An 18,852-nucleotide genomic window follows, 5' to 3' on the forward strand; every position below is an offset into this window, starting at 1 on the left:
TTGTTGGTTTCACGTAAGGTGTCGCCTTCTGGTGCCAAGTCACGGTCGTGGAAGCAGAGGAATTGAACCCCTAACTTCTGGTAAAATTCGAAGGCATAGTCAACCTTGGCTAAAGCCTGGTCCATTGGGTCGCTGTACTTGTCGTATGGCCGTTCAGCGGTCCCATCACCGAATGGGTCCACCAGGCGCTGGTCAAAGGTGTGCCAGTAAGCAACGGCAAACCGCAGCCAGTCCTTCATCTTCTTGCCCAGAATCACTTCGTCAGGGTTGTAGTATTGGTAATACAGTCCTGAACGGAGGTGCTTATGTGGACCTACATACTTGATCTTATCGATACCTTTCCATAAATCACTCATCATTGAGTCCTCCTGTTCATATTAGTTTATATAAACAACTAACTTACGATTTAAGAATAATCCTTCAACATGAATTTGTAAACCCTTCCAGTAAAAATAAAATTCCTTTTCAGCAACTTGAATGTCAAGCTGACTGGAAAGGAACCTTATTAATCGATATGGTTGACCTCTTTAGGCCATTTGAACTTTAAGGAATAATTCTCCATCCCCAAAACGTGATGGATGATTAATGATGATGTACCCAGCAAAGATGGATAACGCGAACCACGAATTTCGTAGATCGGCACATTCATGTTTAAATCAATCAACCGGTGATGAACTTTTCTAAATATATCCGGAATACTTTCCATCAACGGCGAATTCAAGTAGACAACCTGCGGCCCATATGAAACAACAGCATTATAGATTGTCGTCGTTAAAACGGTGATTGCATTATCAATTAAGTTAACCGTGTCAGTATCTCCTCTTTGGTATAACAAATACAGTTGCTTCAATTGATAATTAGGGCGGTGCTTAATCTGCCGGAAGCGATCAAGAATGGCTTTTTCAGAACACAAGGATTCAACCTTAACTAAGGAAGCAGTTGTATCACCACGACGATGGACTAACTGACGGCCGATTTCACCAGCCTGGCCACGATAGCCCCGATACAAGTCTCCGTCAACAATGATCCCGACCCCTAATCCAGCATGAATACTGATCGTGATCAAGTCATCAACGTTGTTTTCCCGGCCAAAGTCATGTTCAAATACCGCCACCGCGTTGGCTTCGTTTTCCAAAATGACGGGCACATGGTAACGATCCTCAAAGTATTTCTGCAAGTCAATCGACTTAAAGTCAAAAAATGGCGTTGATTGGATCTTATTTTCGTAAACAACCCCATGGACCGAAAAACCGATTCCTAACAAGCCATGATCAGTGTCATCGCTAGCCAGGAAGTTCTCCATCATCCGGTCAATCTCTTTCAATAATTCACGCACGTTGATCGTGTCCAGTGACTTTTCAGCAACCTGGATCATCTCCCCATTTAAATAGGTAACCAAAGAACGCAAACCATAACCACCGATATCAAAACAGGCAACCCAGCCGTACTGCTTGTTCAAAGTAATCAAATGGGGACGCCGGCCACCACTGTTGGTCGACTCACCCAGACCGAGCGATTTAATCAAGCCCGATTTGTTAAGCTCGTTATAAATGGAAGAGACAGTGGATTTATTTAGTTTTAAGATTCGTGCTAATTCAACCCGTGAAGTTTGGGAATGGTTGAATAGTTGCTGAATAATCAATTGACGATTGGTAACTCGTGATAAGTTCCGACTACTGACCATGTAGTTTCTGCCTCCCTTTCTTCGTCAAAAAAGGCTGCTGAAAATGAGTCCATTCTCAACAGCCTAAAGTCATTTTAGTTACCGTTGGCATTTAGTGATAACTCTAAATTAATTTTTTTATCATAAGTTAGTATATCACTTTAACCAACAAATTAAACAGTCACAGATTTCTATTAACGTTCAACCGCCAGTATGGCAACACCATAGCCACCCAAATTAATCTGCTTGCCTGTCTTTTCTTCACTTAACAAGTCTTGAGCTCCCGGAACTGGATTGGCGACAACTTGACCAGCTGGGGTGGTATTAACAAAGAAGTAATACCGTGTCTGATCGTTTTGCCGAACCGTACAATCAACGGTTGCGGCTGCTTGCAGAGCATGACCCGTAATGCCAGCTGCAGAAAAGGCATTCCGGATTACTGCCTGCAAGCCATTTTGGTCAAGATAAGTACCGACATGAAAGACCTTACCCTGGCCAAAGTCGTTGACTGTTACAGCCGGTGTACCTGCATAGTATTTACCTTCATAGACAGCCACCGCCTTAGCGTTTTCTAGGTGGATAACTTCATCAAGGCCACCGCCTTGTACAACGCCGTCAGCCATCCGAACCGGAATATGCTTACCCTGGTCCAAGTGATCCAATTCCTCAATCCAGATGCCAGTCAACTTTCGCAGGCCACCCGGGTAGCCGCCCAGGTAAACATTATCGTTTTCGTTGACCATGCCGGAGAAAGCGCCGGTTAACAGAATGCCACCCTGCTGGACATACCTCTTCAGGTTTTCACGGTCTTGCTTCGTCACCATGTACATAAACGGTGCAACAACCAGTTTGTACTGAGACAAATCAGCGGTTGGTGCAACCAAGTCAATGTTGACGTGTTGCCGGGCAATGGCCTGGTAGTAAGCCAGAAGTTTATTGATGTAGTTGCGTGAAGTTGCGTTCAGTTCAGCATTAGCCCAATAGTTGTTCCAGTCAAAGATCATGGCAACCTTAGATGGTAATTTGTCGGACTGCAGAATGCCCGACTTACTCAACCGCTTCAGTTCTTCACCCATTGATGTGATTTCCTTGAAGGCGCGGGTATCTTCCCTACCGGAGTGAGAGATGATTGCTCCATGGAACTTTTCAATGCCGGAATATGACTGCTTCATCTGGAAGAATTGCATACTCTGAGCGCCATGGGCCATTGCCTGATAACCAAGCATCCGCATCTGGCCAGGTGCCTTCAACATCTTATTCCAATCCTGCTGGGTCGGTGTTTGTTAAATCAACAGGAACGGACGCCGCTTCAAACCATAATAGAGGTCATGCTCCATGCCGGTTTCAAAGCCTGACGTGTTGTATTTCGGATATTCATCCCAGGCAATGACATCCTGGTACTGAGCCCACTTGTGATAATCGAAACCATCGTTGAATTGCACGAGGTTGGTGAAAATCGGTGTGTCAGCAAAGTACTTGCGAATCGTGTCGTATTCCATCCGGTATTCGTTCAAGAAGGAATCCGACATGAAACGGTGGAAGTCCATGGTGTCCGCCATCAAAATAGCCATTCCACCATTCCAAGGATAAATGTCGTTGTTGACTGTCGGCGGCTCGATCTGGCTCCAGTCGGTAACCGTGTGTGACCAGTAAGCCGTATTCCAAGCCTGATTCAGACGATCAAGAGTCTTGTACTTCTTTTGTAGCCATTCTTGGTAAGCCTTCGTACAGTGTTCACAATAACAGTAACCGCCGTACTCGTTGTTCACATGCCAAGCGACAATTGAATCGTGGCCGACAAAATGAGCAGCCAGATGGTCAACCAAATCATGAGCAAACTTCAAGTAGGTTGGACTGTTGGGGCAGAAGTTGTGACGCTTGCCGGGCCCCTGCCGAACATGCGTGTTTGGATCAACCCGACCAACGTCTGGATATTTCTTGACCATCCAGAATGGGAGCGCAGCCGTTGAAGTTGCCATGATGATCTGCATGCCGTTCTTCTCAGCCAATGCGACAACCTTATCCAACAGACTAAAGTCGTAATGGCCTTCCGACGGTTCAAGCAGGCCCCATGAAAAGACGTTCAACGTCAGCTCGTTGATGTGCGCATCCTTCAGCATGTCCATATCATGTTGCCATGTATCTTCCGGCCACTGCTCAGGGTTGTAGTCACCACCAAACATGAAGTGCGAATAAATTTTCTGCAGATTAACTGCCATTGATATACCTCCTTATCGTGACTCAAGACGATAATTAGTTTTCTTGCTTAGCCTTATTCTTCCGTTCAACGACGGCCTTGTTCATGTCGTCAACATCCTTATCAGTCAGAGGATACTTGGACATGAAGTAGTAAGACAATGCCGCGATAATGATTGGCAGCCAAATTTGGGTGATTTGAATACCAAACAGAGCATGTGGAGTTTGTACCTGAGCCTTGCTGTTGAACTTGAACAGACCGTTAATGAAGGCAGGCAAGAAGCTGGCGATAACCGTCCCAATCTTGTAAACCAAACCAGTCAAAGCCTTGATAATACCAGCTGGCCGTTTGCCCGTGTGGTATTCGGCGTAAGTGATCAGTTCAGGTGACAGCCGCCACATGTAACCGGTAGCACTAGTTAAGCCCCAGCTCTTTAAGAAGGAAGCTAAGTAACCTAACCAAAGTGAGTTCTTCAGTGAAGTAATGCTCCAGATCCACAGCAAAAGTTCACCAACGATAAACATGATGATGAAGAAGTAGAAGAAGCCCTTCTTACCAAAGACCTTACGGAACCATGGCCATAAAGCAACCAGGAAGATCCCAGGAATGGCACCGATCGTACCGATAGCGGCGATCCATTCAGAGTGACCGATGTTGTATTGCATGAAGAATGGCCATACACCGTTGGATAACGTGTTCCAAAGACATGCACACAGAACGAACCAGCAGAAGTAACGCAGACCTTTGCTTTGCTTCAATTGAATCCAGTAGTCTGAGAAGTGAATCTTTTCAGTTTCCTTCTGAGTTGGCAGAACACGTTCGTGAACACGGAAGTAAGCGAACAGCATTCCACAGAAACCAATAATCATGTAAATCAGGTAAGCCTTGAACCAAGCTGGCTTAGCTGCTGGAATACCATAGTTACCAAGTGGTGCCTTGATACCGAATAAACCGATACTCTTGACTACCTTGTCAGGAGACATCAATTGAACGATAACTGGGAAGATGGTACCGATCAACCAGTAACCGATGTTCCCGACCAGTGTGTTGACAGAAATCAAACGCGTCATTGATTCGTTATCACGGGTAATGGATGCCAGTAATGAACCCCATGGCAAAGAAATCATGGTGTAGATCAAGTTAGTGGCAATGTAAGTACCACCGGCGACCCAAACAATTCCTTTGAAGTTCGGGATCGGAATAAACAGTGATACGGCGCAGGCCATCATTGGCAGCCCCCAGCCAAGAATCAATGGCTTATATTTACCATGCTTGCTTGGCTTCCGCTTATCGATGATGACCCCAACAATTGGGTCCCAAATAACGTTAACCCAATTGACAATCAGGAAAATTGCCGCACCGGCATACGATGCAATTTGGTCAACGTTGGTAAAGTAAAATAGCAGATACGAGCCTAAGAGCCCAAACACGAAATTTTGAAAAATACTCCCACAACCAAAGGCGACAGCTTCAATCATTTTGACCTTGGCAAACTCATTGTGCCGGTCGTCTTTTTTCGGAGAGCTGGTTAATTTACTATCCATATTTCTCCTCCTGTAACAAATTAAAATAACAATTGCACGTCTTGAAATCGCTTTCAAAACACCTTTATAATATGCAAAAGCATTAATATGTGCTATATCATAATTGGTTGGGTTATTATCAAAACTAACTCAATTTATTTTTCAACTTAGTTAATTGATTTTAGGTACGTAATTATGAGCCAAGAAGATTTATACCGAAATGCCGTTCATTATCCAATGTTTGATTGGCAAGTTTCTCTCTTTGGGGCACACAGTCAGAGGGTCAGTGATGATTGGAGTTGCCCTGTCGACAGCCACCAAGCCTTCGAAACGATTGCGGTCTTGAACGGACAAGAACAAGTTACTGTCGAAAAACACAGTTATTTACTAAAAATGGGTGACATTATTCTGATCAAACCGGGACAACTGCATTCGGTCAAGTCCGCGGGCGATCTTGAATACTTTAACTTCCACTTCATCCTGGATAGTCCCCTCTTCAACGTTGCCTTGGCAAATAGTCAGCAGTTTATTTTTAAACATGATTCACTCTTTGCTACAACCGCCTGGCCAATTTTCCGCCAACTGATGCAGCTTAACCACCAGCCGGACTTGTTTGATTCTCAGCTACGTGCGCAAATTTTTCTCTGTCGCTTTCTCCTCTTGTTAAATGACTTTACGGCAACTCAGGCCAAGGACGACGGGAAAACGTCAAGGGCCCATCCACTGGCAATCAAGTTTTACAAGGCAATCAAATCCATCTTCAACGAACGCCTATACCACTCCGATCAAAGCGGGATTTCTAGCTCGACCATCATCGAAAAGGCGTTGGCTGACACTAACATCTCTCACAGCTACGCTAACCACATTTTTCGGGAGGCCTTTGGGATTAGTCCCCGGCATTTTCTCTCGTCTTTAATGGAGGAAGCCGCCAAAGAACTGCTGACGCTGCCTGGTAATACCACCACTTCTGTCGCTCAAGACCTGGGTTACACCAATCCGGCCAACTTCTCCCGGCAGTTCAAGAAGTGGACCGGCATGTCGCCTTCTGCATACCAGCAGCACATTCACTAGGGAGCGCAGATTTCTGTTCGCTAATGAATTTACTGTTATATAATTAAGTTAGTTTATTTGAACTACTAACTCGATATTTTATCAACAAGTGAGGCCTTATTATGACACAATACATTACTAATCCAGTCTTGCACGGTTTCAATCCGGACCCAAGTTTGTTACGAGTTGGCAAGGATTACTATTTGGCAACTTCAACCTTTCAATGGTTCCCTGGCGTCTCGATCTATCACTCCACGAACCTGATTAATTGGGAAATTGCTAACCGGCCGCTGGCTAATACCAAGCTCCTCGACTTGCAGGGAGTTCCCGATTCTGGCGGTGTCTGGGCACCTGATCTGTCTTATCACGATGGCCAGTTCTGGCTGGTTTATTCAAACGTGAAGTCCTTACGTGCCGCTTTCAAAGACACGCCTAACTTCTTAACCACGGCCAAGAGCATTGATGGACCATGGTCTGACCCGGTCATCTTGAATGCCAACGGTTTTGATGCCTCAATGTTCCATGACCAGGATGGCAAGCATTACTTAGTCAACATGGTCTGGGACTACCGTGGTTACAAGCACTCCTTCTATGGCATCCAACTTCGAGAATACTCCACCACCGAAAAGAAACTGGTTGGTCCAGCTCACCTGTTATGGAAGGGTACTAAGGATGGCTTAGTTGAAGGTCCTCACCTCTACCACATCGGTGACTATTACTACCTCTTCTGTGCTGAAGGCGGTACTCACTGGGCCCATGAAGAAGTCGTTGCCCGGTCCAAGTCGTTATTGGGGCCTTACGAAATGCAACCGGATGGCCCAATTCTGTCGGACTTGAATGCAGCCCGGAACCCATTGCAAAAGAGTGGCCATGCGTCATTAATTGATACGCCGGACCACAAGGAATGGTACATCGCCCACCTGACTGGTCGTCCGCAACACCATCCAACCGATTCGGCCATTGATCCCCGTGGCTGGTGCTCACTGGGACGCGAAACCGCCATTCAGAAGATTGAATGGGATCAAGAAAAATGGCCGCATGTCGTTGGTGGCATGCAAGGATCCTTGAAAGTTGCTGGACCGGTATCAGGCACTCCTGCGCAACCAATCAAGTCCAACAGTGAACGTGTTGACTACGCAAAGGGACAAACAAGCCCGAACTTCCAAACATTACGGAACCCGCTTAAGTCCTTCGCTCATGTTGAAAACGGCAAGGGGCTGGTAATGAATGGCCGTTGTGCACCATCGTCATTGTTTGACGTCTCACTCTTGGCACGTCGCTGGCAGTCTTACCACTTCGTCTCGACGACTAAACTTTCCTTCAAGCCAACGACCTTCCAGCAATTGGCCGGGATGATTAATTATTACGACTCCAAAGACTATACAGGTATCTATGTTTCCTACGACCAGGATCGGCAGGAGCGGATTTTGGAAATCATCAGTTGCGACGCCGAAGACTATACCTTCCCACTGGGAGAAAAAGGCCGGGTTGTCCTCCCAGTTGACAAGGACGTTTACCTGCGCACCACTCAAGATGGGGTTGAATACCATTATTCATACTCACTGGATGGGCAAGAATGGCATGACCTGGGTCCAAGCTTTGATTCCTTAAAGCTTTCTGATGACTATATCTTTGATAACTATGGTCCCCACGCCTACTTCACCGGCGCCTTTACGGGCATGTTTGCCTCCGATTTGACTGGCGGTGCTCTCCCTGCCACCTTTGCTTTCTTTGACTATCAAGAAAAGTAATTCATCATCAACTAAAAGAAAGGAATTTCGCCACAATAACAATGTGCGTGACGAAATTCCTTTTTGTGTTAACGCCAAATCCGCGCTATAATGACGAGCATGATTAATAGAAAGCGAGCAATATTAATGAAAAAGTTAACGACGATTACACTGACGATTGTTGCCGCTCTAAGCTTAGCTGCCTGTGGCAATAACAGTCAGCAAAGCAAGGAAAACTCGAGCTTGAAAGCCGAAAATTCCAGTTTAAAAGCTAAGAGTTCGTCCAAGGCAGCCAGTGAGTCATCTCAAAAGGCACAAACAGCTTCATCATCCGCTGCTAACACTTCTTCTCAATCCTCTCAATTAACGGTGGAACAAGTAGCGGACCGCTTTGCTCAGCTACAGCATCTTGACCGGAGCCAGATCAACATTTATGTTCACCCGACCGCGGATCCTGACGTTTTCCGGGTTTACGTGAAGGATAAGAACTCTGACCCAAGCATTGATAGCTTAATCGATCACCATCTTTTCAACGTTCGAACCAACCAAATTACCCAGGCAACTAGTCGGGAATAGTTTCGAGATAAAAAGTACCCTTGTGACATCATCCCTTTTACATACATCGAAAGTTAACAGGCGGTACAACAATGGCTCCAACGTTCTGGCAAAGCCGAACGTTGGAGCCTATTGTTGCTCGCGGGGGCGTGACTACGAAGCCATTAGTAGCTTCTGTCACGCTCCCACCTTTAGTTACGTTGATAAACCGGTTGGCCATTGACAAAAACCGTCTCTATATCGGTTTGCTCGGTCTGGTACATCAAGCGCTGAAAAATGTCAGCAGTGCTTAATGGCATTAAAGCACGATGCATTTTGACAACCTGTAAATCGGCAGCGTAACCAGCTTGAATGACACCGGTCTTTAATCCCAATGCCGCAGCACCGCCCCTAGTTGCCAGATAAAAAGCGTTGGCCATCGTAATGCGCGAACCAGCGACCCCACGTTTTTCAGCTGGCAGTTGATTATCAACGCCATCAGTTAACTGTTGCGATGACTTGACCGCCTGCCGCGCGTTGTGGAAGAGACTCGGCGTATAGCCACCTGAAATGTCGGAGCCCAGTCCCAGTTGATTATGCAAAGCAAGTAACTGTTTGACCGGTAATACACCGTTACCAAAGTAAATGTTGGAAATTGGGCAATGGGCAATTGCGGAGTGGCGTTCCCGGAGAATGCGCCAATCATCTTTGGTCAACTGGGTACCATGGGCCATTACCGCGCGTTTAGTCAACAGGCCAAAATGATCCATCACCTCGGTGTCACGTTGACCAAAGCGCTCAATAGCATAGCCATGTTCCCAATTGCTTTCACTTAGGTGCGATTGCACAGGCAAGTCATATTGATGTGCTAACCGGCCCAAACCAAACAGGGCCTCATCAGTACAACTAGGGACAAACCGCGGCGTAATGACCGGTTCAATGGTCTGTCCGGATTGTGTCTGCAGATCGCGAACGGCATGGATAAATTTTTCCGTCGATGATAAGGCTGCCTGAGCAGAAGAATTTCGATAGTATTCAGGCGATGTACTTGGGTTGTCCATCACTACTTGCCCAACAAAACCGCGCAAACCTTGCTTCACCGACTCCTTGGCCAGTATCATATTCGCGGAAAAATGAATCGTCCCGAACATGAGGGCTGCGGTCGTACCGTTAGCCAATAAGTTGTGGACAAAATCCTGGTAAACCTTCTGCGCATATGTGGGGTCGCTCAACTTAGCTTCTAAGGGGAAAGTGTAATGATTCAACCACTTCGCCAACGGAAGATCAAGTGCCAAACCCGCTTGCGGCCATTGGGGAGCATGGACATGTAAGTCAACGAAACCGGGCAGAAGGTACTGATCAGCACCAAGTTCAACTAAACGTTCCTGTTGACGAGCTACCTGCAGCTGTTTTGCATATTCAGGGTCCTTGCGGTGTAGAATTCGTGCAATGATCCCCTTTGAATCGATCATGATCAACGCATCTTGAACTGCTTGAACGTGATTTGGATCTTTGGAGCTGAAATATGTTCCGTGAATCGTTAACTCTGCCATTGTCTGGACCTCTTTTCCTGATTTGTTTAAGTGTATAACGAACAAGTAATTAAGTAAATGCATAATTGTTCGTGTTAGACAAAAGTATAAAATAAGGCACCAGCTGCTTGCTGATGCCTTATTTTCGTTATTTGACTAATTATCTGCGACAACAACCTTCGTTCCGGTTGGCAAATCATGCTCGAACCATTTGGCGTCGGCAATGGAGAGGCAGACACAGCCTGGTGAGCTTGGGGCTTTCCCTTGCTTGTTGGCTAAGCTCTTAATATAGTGATGCGGATCTTTCGTGGTCACGATTGAATGGAACATGTAATCCCCGTTCCATGAGATACAGTAGTTCGCACCCAACTTCAAGTTCGGGTTGTAGACCCTATCTTTGCGGATGTTAGAAGCATGGAAGGTGCCTGTGGGGGTGACGCTCTTCATCTTGTGGGTCACTGGGTCTTTCTTGTAAACACCGGCAGAACTGTACATTGTGTACAACAGCTTCTTGCCACTGTATACGTAAGTCCGGTTACCCTTCAAGCTGACCTTCACCCATAAGTTGGGCTTGCCCTTCAATTCAGGATATGGAACCGTCTCAGAAGACTTAACCCAACTGATTGGACGGCGCATGTGCTTGCTATGCGGTTTGCTGCTGGCTAATGCCGGGTTAACCAAAAGTGCCAGAACCAAAATCATTGCCAGCAACATGGTTCCGCATTGACGTAAATGACGATTCATCAGATTTTCACTCCTGATATTTCAAAAATGAGTTGATAGTAATAATGTACTACTTTTCTGTCTAAATAGTTACCAATTAGCTCACAAAATTGAACAAATGGTCCTGGCAAACGCCTCACTAGCAGCGCTTTTCATTACAAGAAAATATTTATTTTTCACAAAAAACTCCCCTCACCATTTATAAGGCAAGGAGAGTTCATTCATCATTTCAATGTTGTTGACGCAACCGTGAATCGTTTCATGTTATCCCAGTCGATTTCAAAGCCCATACCAGGCGTTTGAGGTGCATCAACATAAGTGCCATCCAGCTCAACCGTTGGCTTAATGATGTCACGATCATAGTAACGAGTGGAAGCGGCAATATCGTTGGGCAAGGTGTAACCAGGAAGCGTGGCTGCGGCAATGTTCTCTGCCCGGGCAACCCCGGAGTCCAGCATTCCGCCACACCAGCAGTCGAGTCCGTGGTCACGAGCGTAGGCTTGAATCTGCTTGGCGGCAGTTAATCCACCAACTCGCGCAACCTTAATGTTGATAATGCGGCCACTGCCAAGTTCAACCATCTTGTGCGCATCGTCAAGCGAGGTCACACTTTCGTCCAGACAAACCGCTGTCTTCAATTCGGACTGCAGTCGAGCGTGGTCAACCAAGTCCCCTGGTTCCAGCGGCTGCTCGATCATGATCAGATTTAAGTCATCCAGCTTCTTTAGCATCGGCAGGTCCTTCAGGCGATAAGCTGAGTTGGCATCGGCCATCAGCATGGCATCAGGAAATTCGTCGCGAACCGCTTTGATGTATTCATAATCAGCACCGGGCTTGATCTTCATCTTAATTCGGTGGTAACCCGTGTCGAGATAACCACGGACAACCTCAACCAACTTTGCCGGTGAAGCCTGGACACCAATGCTGACACCAACTTCGACCTTTTCCTTATTGCCGCCGACTGCTTTGTACAGCGGTAAGCCCTGCTCTTGTGCATACAGGTCCCACAGAGCACAGTTAACACAGGACTTGCTCATTTTGTTCCGCCGCACATAGCTGAACAATTCTTCCGTGTCATCCGGATGATCGATCTCATGGCCGACCACCTTTGGTAACAGTTGTTTATCCAGCAATTCCCACGCGCCATCACGAAATTCTTCATTGTAGAATGGCACATCAAATGCAGAACATTCAGCATAACCGTGATTGCCTTCACTATCGGTCAATTCCAGAATGATCGTCCGCTTGAACTTAATCACCCCAAAGCTAACTTCGAAGGGATTGCGAAGTGGCAGGTCAACTTTAAACATCCGTGCTTGTGTAACTTTCATATTCTACCCCCGTTCTGCGGCTGGCTTTGTGTTGATCGTTAAGGAGGCAACAAAGGACAGCAATGCAAATGCAGTTAACATCAAGAATGCGCCAGTGAAACTGTGAGTGGCTTGAACCACTAAACCGATCAAGATAGGTGCCAGGAAACCGGCAACTTGACCACCAAAGTTAACAACACCGATGGAAGCACCGTAATTTGACTTGGAGATCAGTTGGGCAACGAATGCGTATGAAGCCCCGAAGGCAACCGACTTAGTAAAGTAAGCCAGGACCTCAAAGACGATGATCCAGGTCAGGCTCTGGGACCGGAACATGCCGTACATGAAGCACATTGTCACTAAGGAAGCCAAGGAGATCAGCCATTTTTCGTGGCCGGCGAAGAACTTAACCATGATGAAGCCAGCTAAGAAAGCCCCCAAACCGGCAGTGACCGATGGCAATGGAACCAGCCAAGTGATGCCCTTCAGGTTGATGTGTCGTGCTTGCAGCAAGTAAGTTGGCATCCAAGTATCCAGGCCCTTCGTGATGACACTCAAGCCAAAGACAACTCCGGAGAAACTAAGAACTCGCCAATCAAACTTACCTTTTTCCTGACTGGACCCCGTTTCATAATCCGGCACTTCCTGATTCAGTGGACGTTCGAGTAAGAAGTAGATTAAGACATAAACCAGACCTAAGATACCAACGAAATGGAAGGCTCCACGCCAGGACATAGCGGCGATCAGCGGTGCAACAACGAATGGAGCGACCGCGTTACCAATGTAGTTAGAGGAAATTGCGACCCCAGAGGCTTGGCCACGTTTATCCTTAGGGAAAGCCAGACGAACCTGCTTCATCGCTGCGGATGGGTAGGAACCTTCACCGATCCCGAAGAGCACCCGGATTACGATCAGTGAGGTGAATGACCAGGCAAAACTAGTCATAACCGTGAAAACTGACCAAGCAATCAGCGATACTACGGTCATCCACTTGGTACCGAAGCGGTCAACTAACCAACCGCCAGGAATTTGCATGAGTGAGTAGCTGAAGAAGAAGGCTGAACCAACCACCCCTAATTGGGCAGGAGTCAGTGTAAACGTCTTGCCTACATAAGCCAGGGCAATGTTCATGGCAGAACGGTCGATGAAACAAATAATGAAGCCAATAAAGACAAGTGATAAGGAACGATAGGATTTAGGTTTATTGCTAGCTGGATTTAATTCTTCCATAAAGATTACCCTCTTTCTGTATTTTCTTTTCCTAATTCAAAACACAAGTTGGCGATCAGACTAATGCCATCCCAGAAAGCCTGAACTTGCAGGTTTTCATTTGGCGCATGATTGTGCTGATCATAGTTAGCCAACGGAATGGTAAAGACCGGCACGTGTAATTCGTCAACCCAAATGTAGTTAGGCACGCTGCCGGGCATTACCGGCTCAATCAGACAGTCGCCAGTGCCCTTCTTAATGGCCGCTTGCACCCGCCTAATTAACGGAAGATGCGGGTCCATCTTGGTCGGATCAAGTCCCGCCAAAAAATGCAGCTGAACCCTGCCACTTGCCAATTCATCCGCCAAAGCCTTTTTGATCAGGCCTTTAACTTCCTGACAAGTCTGACCGGCGACTAAGCGACAATCGACCACCGCACACGCTTGATGGGGAATAATGGTCTTAATGTAGTCGCCTTGATAGCCACTCGTCAGGCCATTGATCGTTAACGTCGGCATGAACATCAAACGACGATAATAATCATGCTTGTCTTTGAAGAGCGGCGACGGAACATCGGTTGGCATTGGCAGTTCGCTTAGCCATTGTTCTTCGGCTTGACTAGGGCCTTGAACTTTGTCGTAGAAGCCTGGCACTTTGACATGATAAGTGCTTGGGTCAACCAATTTGTTCAGCGCATTCAAGAGTTCTAAGGCGGCGTTGCGACTAACATTGCCAAAATTACCGGAATGCAAGTCATGATCGGCAACCTGCGTGCTTAAGCGGAAAGCAAGAACGCCCCGGTTGCCCAACCGCAAAACATGCTTGCCTGATTGACTGAAGGAGCCATCCATCACAAACACATCATCAACGTCAGCTAATAATTGTTTGTTGAGACTGGCGACCGTTGGCTGTAAATGAGGACTGCCAATTTCTTCCTCCCCTTCGATAAATAGTCGCAGGGTAAATGGCAAGTCACCATGCAGCTGCAGATAGGTATAAATCCCTAATATCTGGGCTAACAGCTGACCCTTGTTATCTCCACAACCGCGGCCATAAAAGCGGCCATCTTCTTCGGTTAATGAAAATGGGTCCGTTCGCCAGTCGTGCAAGTTGCCAACTGATTGCACATCATAGTGGCCATAAAATAGGTAAGTCTGAGCCTTGCCTGGAGACAGGGTGGCCAAAATGACTGGATTACCTTCTGTTTCAACGACTTGAACTTCCGCATGCAGCAGTGTTTTTAGCAAGTCGGTTAGGTAGTCGACAGTTTCGTCAATTCCCTCACCGGTCTCGCTGAGCGATCGCTTACTAATCAACTCCGCAAAGTATTTAGTAAAACGATGCTGGTTTTGTTGAATATAAGCATTTACGGTCATTTGCTCACCCCTTATAATTAGATTATCATTAGAATATTCTAATAATGTTCTGATTACCAATATCAATTTAGGCATGGTCTATAACCTATATTTATGGAAGGGATTGCAAATATGAATCTGTCGCAACTTAAATACTTTGTCGAAGTCAGCAAAAGTTTAAATATTTCCGCTACCGCTCGTAAATTACACGTCTCCCAACCGGCCATTTCCCGCAGTCTTCGGGAATTAGAAGCAGAATTAGGTGTGAAATTACTCACTCAGCAGGGACGAAAATTAATATTAACCAGTCAGGGGAGCTTCTTTTACTCGGCTGCCGAGCAGTTTCTGACTCAGTTGCTAGATGCGAGCGATAACGTTCAGAAAATTCAGCCGGCCAACGACAACCAGATCACAATTAAAATGCAGCAAACGACTCCCCTACTCGTTCCCTTCATCAGACTCATTAAGGACCAATTGCCAGGTATTGTGATCCACATTATCCAAAGCGATTTAAAGAATGGTGAGCAGCACTTTGATTTTCAATTGGTCCCTGCTCCTGTTGCCAACCAAGCCAATGATCTGCTAATTGAAGAAGAAGTCTGCCTGGCCGTTTGCAAAGGGACTTATCGTAAATCTTCAATTGCCCAACGGGAACTTAACGATCTCCCGCTCTTGCAGCTTGATGAATCGCCATTTGCTGAGATGGTGAAAAGCTACCTGAATGCGCAGGGGATCCATCCGCATTACCTATTGCGGTCAGGCGATCGGAGCCTGCTTCTTCATCTGGTGGAAGAAGGCTATGGTGGCTGCTTAGTACCAAAACTATCTTGGGGATCACTGATCGATCATCACAAAGTGGACCTCTTGCGCATCGGCACGCGTGGTTTCCAGCGTCATATCTACCTTTCCTATCCGCTGGGACCCAGAACCAAAACTCAGCAAACCGTGCGCAATCTTTTGCTAAACTATTGTCAGCAGCTATAACGAAACGCAATATAGATGAAATATGGTCTCACAGCGTCTTTGCAAAACAGCAGATCTGGCACTAGTTGCCCTCAAAATGTTAAAATCTTGGGTGTCACTAAGTCAGATTCATTTATTCCAATTGCATTGTTTTTCTGGATACAATCGATAATAAAAAGCAACTTGCATTTTAACGAAAATTTGTTATCATAATTGCTGTTGAAAATAAATACTAAAAAGTAACATAAGCGACCAGTAATCGTGAGGATGTCTTTGTAATCTCCCTCACCACTGGTCGTTTTTAATTTAAGGAGGTTTCGGTTGTGGACGAATTATTTTCGAAAGCACCAGTTAAAAAAGCATACTTCACCCTTGCCCTACCGGTAGTTATGGGCATGATTACGACAATGATCTACAATCTTGCCGATACGATTTTTATTGCTAAGACCGGTAACCCTAAACTAGTTGCGGGGGTCACAATTGGGGCACCACTTTTTACCCTGCTGCTTGCCATTGCTGACATTTTTGGCTTGGGTGGCAGTTCCGTCGCTTCCCGTCTGCTGGGTGAAAAGCACTATGATCAGGTTAAACGCGTCAACAGTTTTTGCATCTATGGCGGAATCATCATGGGAATTGCTTTAACGGTGATCCTACTGGTTTTTGAACGACCATTTCTTCACCTGCTCGGCGCCAATGCCAGTACCTACAAACAAGCAGCCGCCTTTTACCGGATCCTCAGTTTCGGTGCGACTTTCGTGATTTTGTCCGTTATTCCGCAAAACTTAATTCGTACAGAAGGTTTGGCCAAACAAGCAATGATTGCCGCGGTTGCGGGAACTGTTTTGTCGATAATCTTGGATCCAATCTTCATTTTTGCCTTCAGATTGGGGACCGCTGGGGTTGCTTCAGCGAACGTGATCGGCTATATTTGTTCGGACCTCGTACTTGTTTATATGATCAACCATCGTGCCCGCTATGTACCTTTAAACATCCGTTTCTTGACCTTCAATCCCCGAATGATTTGGGAAGTAACTAAGATTGGTATCCCAAGTTCTATCACTAACTTCGCCTTGACCTTTGGGATGGCCTTATTGAACTCCTCATTGGCCGTTTATGGTGCTTCAATCGTTGCCGCAATGGGGATCACCCAAAAGATTTATGGTGTTTTGATTTTGGTCATCGTTGGTTTTGCCTTTGGAGCACAACCGTTGATTGGCTACAATTATGGAGCTCATCAGTGGCAACGACTTCACGAAATCATCAGCTTTGACTTTATGGTCCAGATTGTCTATGCCGTTATTGTCGGTGGTCTATTGATCATCGCCGCTCACCCTGTCTCAGCGCTGTTTATGCATCAAGAAATAATTGTCAACGCCAGTGCTTACATGCTAAGAGCAACCGTCATTACCACCCCAGTCGTTGGTATCATTATGGTTTATACCACTGTTTTTCAATCCATCGGTAATGCCACCGGCGCATTCATCATGTCAATTTCCCGACAAGGGATCATTTATTGGCTGGTCTTGGAAATCCTGAAAGCTTGGGTTGGTTATCACGGCATCGTTTGGTCTCAAGCTGTCGCTGATATTCTGACCTGCCTGATTGGATTTGTGATTTACCACGGCGTCCTTGACTGGAAAGATCGGCTGCCTAGCAAAAAATAAGCGCATAAATAACGCCCTCAAAGTTGGTTTAGCAACTCTGAGGGCACTTTCGTTTAAAACTTAACTTTGACTTGATGAGCAGAGAAAATGGCACCAATGATGATTACGCCATTTTGGCCGTCAATTCGATAAAAGATCTCATAACTGTGACCAATTAATAAACGGTAGGTTATTCGCTTAAGTTGATACTGATTAGTGATATCTTTTCCCATCCGAGGAAATCGGGTTAACAAATCGTTTTTTTGCTGAATGTGGTCGACGAAGGAAATAATCTTTTCATCTGACAATTTCAACTGATCTTGCCAATATCTGATTATTTGGTTTAAAGAATCAGCAAAACTAGCCGTATATTTAATCTTCATCTTTGCCCCACCCATATTTTGCAAATCGCTGCTTCATGTCGTCCGGGCTTAATAAATGATCACTAGCAAATGCTTCTTCGATCATTTGGCGATCATGGTCAATATCTTCTTTGCTAACGATGGGACTGTATAGAATCGCCCCGTTCGATAATAACTTGGGTTCATATAAAGTATTCTCACTGACTTTAAACGGTGCAGGAATAGTTAAGGTCATCGAAGTGCCTTGGCGACGTGCTTTAATTGGTTTATATTTCATTCTTTTCACCACTTTCTATAATTATAAGATAATTATATCTGACTATGGTTAGTTTACAAGTTCTACTTCCAGCAGAACTAAAAAAGCGAGTTCGTAGTTATTTACTACGAGCTCGCTTTGCTAGTTAAGCATTGATTACGGTAATTCGTTCTTTATGATGCTGTGGCTGCAGGATTTCATTCACAATTAATTTTGCCATTGTTCCTGACGTGACCTTGGATTCACCACTATCGGCGAAAAGCAAGTCATCACCACCAATAACGTAATTGGTCTCCTGTCCGGCTTCAAAAGTCATGGATGGCGAAATACCTACCCAGTCAACATTATTTACCGTTTGAAGATATCCCAGTTCCTTGAGTTGCTGTTTAGGTGTGTTAATCCATTTTTCCGCTCCCGGAACTTTCGCAATATCCTGGACAAATGGATGACGATCATTGCCAGTCAGCAAACTGCCGGCACCGAGAATAAAAATCAGTCTGATCTGGTTATCCGCCGCAACAGTTACCAATTTTTGAGCTAATTCTACCTGCTCTGCGGCCTTTTGCGGACCGGGATTGAAAGCGTCGACCAAAACATCAAAAGCAGCTAGTTTTTGTGGATTAATACTTAGCACATCACCAGCGATTAATTTTGCCTCGTCGCCAAGAAGCGACCGGGCTTTCTCTTCATCGCGAATAATTCCTGTCACATCTAAATCATTTTCAGCTGCACTTTTCTTAAACACAGCACTGCCAGCCATTCCGGAAGCCCCAATAATGCCTACTTTTATCATCCCGCTACC

General features: G+C 45.8%; 16 protein-coding genes and 2 pseudogenes. 5 read left to right on the forward strand and 13 right to left on the reverse strand.

Translation table 11 applies throughout. From position 1 onward, the window contains the following. The 5 genes and pseudogenes from IV45_RS02005 to IV45_RS02025 all read right to left on the reverse strand — a co-directional run. A pseudogene (locus tag IV45_RS02005) lies at positions 1-356 on the reverse strand (xylose isomerase); the annotation flags it as partial. 149 nt (positions 357-505) lie between these two features. Then, a complete protein-coding gene (locus tag IV45_RS02010; RefSeq protein ID WP_057740179.1) occupies positions 506-1,684 on the reverse strand; it encodes an ROK family protein in 1,179 nt (392 codons plus the stop codon). 173 nt (positions 1,685-1,857) lie between these two features. Next, on the reverse strand, positions 1,858-2,739 hold the full coding sequence (locus IV45_RS02015) for a beta-galactosidase trimerization domain-containing protein (RefSeq protein ID WP_338040599.1): 882 nt from the start codon (positions 2,737-2,739) through the stop codon (positions 1,858-1,860). Next, positions 2,728-3,882, reverse strand: a pseudogene (locus IV45_RS02020) (beta-galactosidase); the annotation flags it as partial. The pseudogene IV45_RS02020 and the gene IV45_RS02015, both read right to left, overlap by 12 nt. A 34-nt stretch (positions 3,883-3,916) precedes the next feature. After that, a complete protein-coding gene (locus IV45_RS02025) occupies positions 3,917-5,404 on the reverse strand; it encodes an MFS transporter (protein WP_057740185.1) in 1,488 nt (495 codons plus the stop codon). Positions 5,405-5,578: 174 nt separating this feature from the next. Between IV45_RS02025 and IV45_RS02030 the strand changes: the two genes are divergently transcribed. The 3 genes from IV45_RS02030 to IV45_RS02040 all read left to right on the forward strand — a co-directional run bounded on the left by IV45_RS02030 (position 5,579) and on the right by IV45_RS02040 (position 8,739). Beyond that, positions 5,579-6,454, forward strand: a complete 876-nt coding sequence (locus tag IV45_RS02030) for an AraC family transcriptional regulator (protein WP_057740187.1) — start codon at positions 5,579-5,581, stop codon at positions 6,452-6,454. A gap of 101 nt (positions 6,455-6,555) precedes the next feature. After that, positions 6,556-8,184, forward strand: coding sequence for a glycoside hydrolase family 43 protein (locus IV45_RS02035; RefSeq protein ID WP_057740189.1), 1,629 nt, complete (start codon positions 6,556-6,558; stop codon positions 8,182-8,184). 126 nt (positions 8,185-8,310) lie between these two features. Further along, positions 8,311-8,739, forward strand: a complete 429-nt coding sequence (locus IV45_RS02040; RefSeq protein WP_057740190.1) for a hypothetical protein — start codon at positions 8,311-8,313, stop codon at positions 8,737-8,739. Positions 8,740-8,909: 170 nt separating this feature from the next. Here the strand turns inward: IV45_RS02040 and guaD are convergent, their stop codons facing one another. The 5 genes from guaD to IV45_RS02065 all read right to left on the reverse strand — a co-directional run bounded on the left by guaD (position 8,910) and on the right by IV45_RS02065 (position 14,847). Next, positions 8,910-10,250 (reverse strand): guanine deaminase, encoded by a 1,341-nt coding sequence (gene guaD / locus IV45_RS02045; protein ID WP_057740192.1) that lies wholly within the window; start codon positions 10,248-10,250, stop codon positions 8,910-8,912. A 135-nt stretch (positions 10,251-10,385) separates the two neighbouring features. Beyond that, a complete protein-coding gene (locus IV45_RS02050) occupies positions 10,386-10,973 on the reverse strand; it encodes a L,D-transpeptidase (protein ID WP_057740194.1) in 588 nt (195 codons plus the stop codon). A gap of 203 nt (positions 10,974-11,176) precedes the next feature. Continuing rightward, entirely contained in the window at positions 11,177-12,283 is a 1,107-nt protein-coding gene (gene menC / locus IV45_RS02055) for an o-succinylbenzoate synthase (RefSeq protein WP_057740195.1), read from the reverse strand. Between the two features lie 3 nt (positions 12,284-12,286). Next, positions 12,287-13,492: an MFS transporter gene (locus IV45_RS02060; protein ID WP_057740196.1), complete on the reverse strand. Its 1,206-nt coding sequence runs from the start codon at positions 13,490-13,492 to the stop codon at positions 12,287-12,289. 5 nt (positions 13,493-13,497) lie between these two features. Next, positions 13,498-14,847 (reverse strand): M20/M25/M40 family metallo-hydrolase, encoded by a 1,350-nt coding sequence (locus IV45_RS02065; RefSeq protein WP_057740197.1) that lies wholly within the window; start codon positions 14,845-14,847, stop codon positions 13,498-13,500. A gap of 111 nt (positions 14,848-14,958) precedes the next feature. Here IV45_RS02065 and IV45_RS02070 point away from each other — a divergent pair, with 111 nt between their 5' ends. Further along, complete coding sequence (locus IV45_RS02070) at positions 14,959-15,810, forward strand: LysR family transcriptional regulator (RefSeq protein WP_057740198.1); 852 nt, start codon at positions 14,959-14,961, stop codon at positions 15,808-15,810. A 302-nt stretch (positions 15,811-16,112) separates the two neighbouring features. Then, positions 16,113-17,453, forward strand: coding sequence for an MATE family efflux transporter (locus tag IV45_RS02075; protein ID WP_057740200.1), 1,341 nt, complete (start codon positions 16,113-16,115; stop codon positions 17,451-17,453). 53 nt (positions 17,454-17,506) lie between these two features. Here IV45_RS02075 and IV45_RS02080 read toward each other — a convergent pair whose 3' ends face one another. The 3 genes from IV45_RS02080 to IV45_RS02090 form a co-directional block, all read right to left on the reverse strand. Next, positions 17,507-17,815 carry a type II toxin-antitoxin system RelE/ParE family toxin gene (locus IV45_RS02080; RefSeq protein ID WP_057740202.1) on the reverse strand — a complete coding sequence of 103 codons (309 nt, stop codon included), beginning with the start codon at positions 17,813-17,815 and terminating at the stop codon, positions 17,507-17,509. Beyond that, a complete protein-coding gene (locus IV45_RS02085; protein ID WP_057740204.1) occupies positions 17,805-18,071 on the reverse strand; it encodes a hypothetical protein in 267 nt (88 codons plus the stop codon). The genes IV45_RS02080 and IV45_RS02085 overlap by 11 nt, the downstream gene beginning before the upstream one ends. Before the next feature lie 124 nt (positions 18,072-18,195). Then, complete coding sequence (locus tag IV45_RS02090) at positions 18,196-18,843, reverse strand: NAD(P)-dependent oxidoreductase (protein ID WP_057740206.1); 648 nt, start codon at positions 18,841-18,843, stop codon at positions 18,196-18,198. Between the last annotated feature and the right edge of the window lie 9 nt (positions 18,844-18,852).

It is taken from the genome of Limosilactobacillus secaliphilus, assembly GCF_001437055.1.
Classification (GTDB): Bacteria; Bacillota; Bacilli; order Lactobacillales; family Lactobacillaceae; genus Limosilactobacillus; species Limosilactobacillus secaliphilus.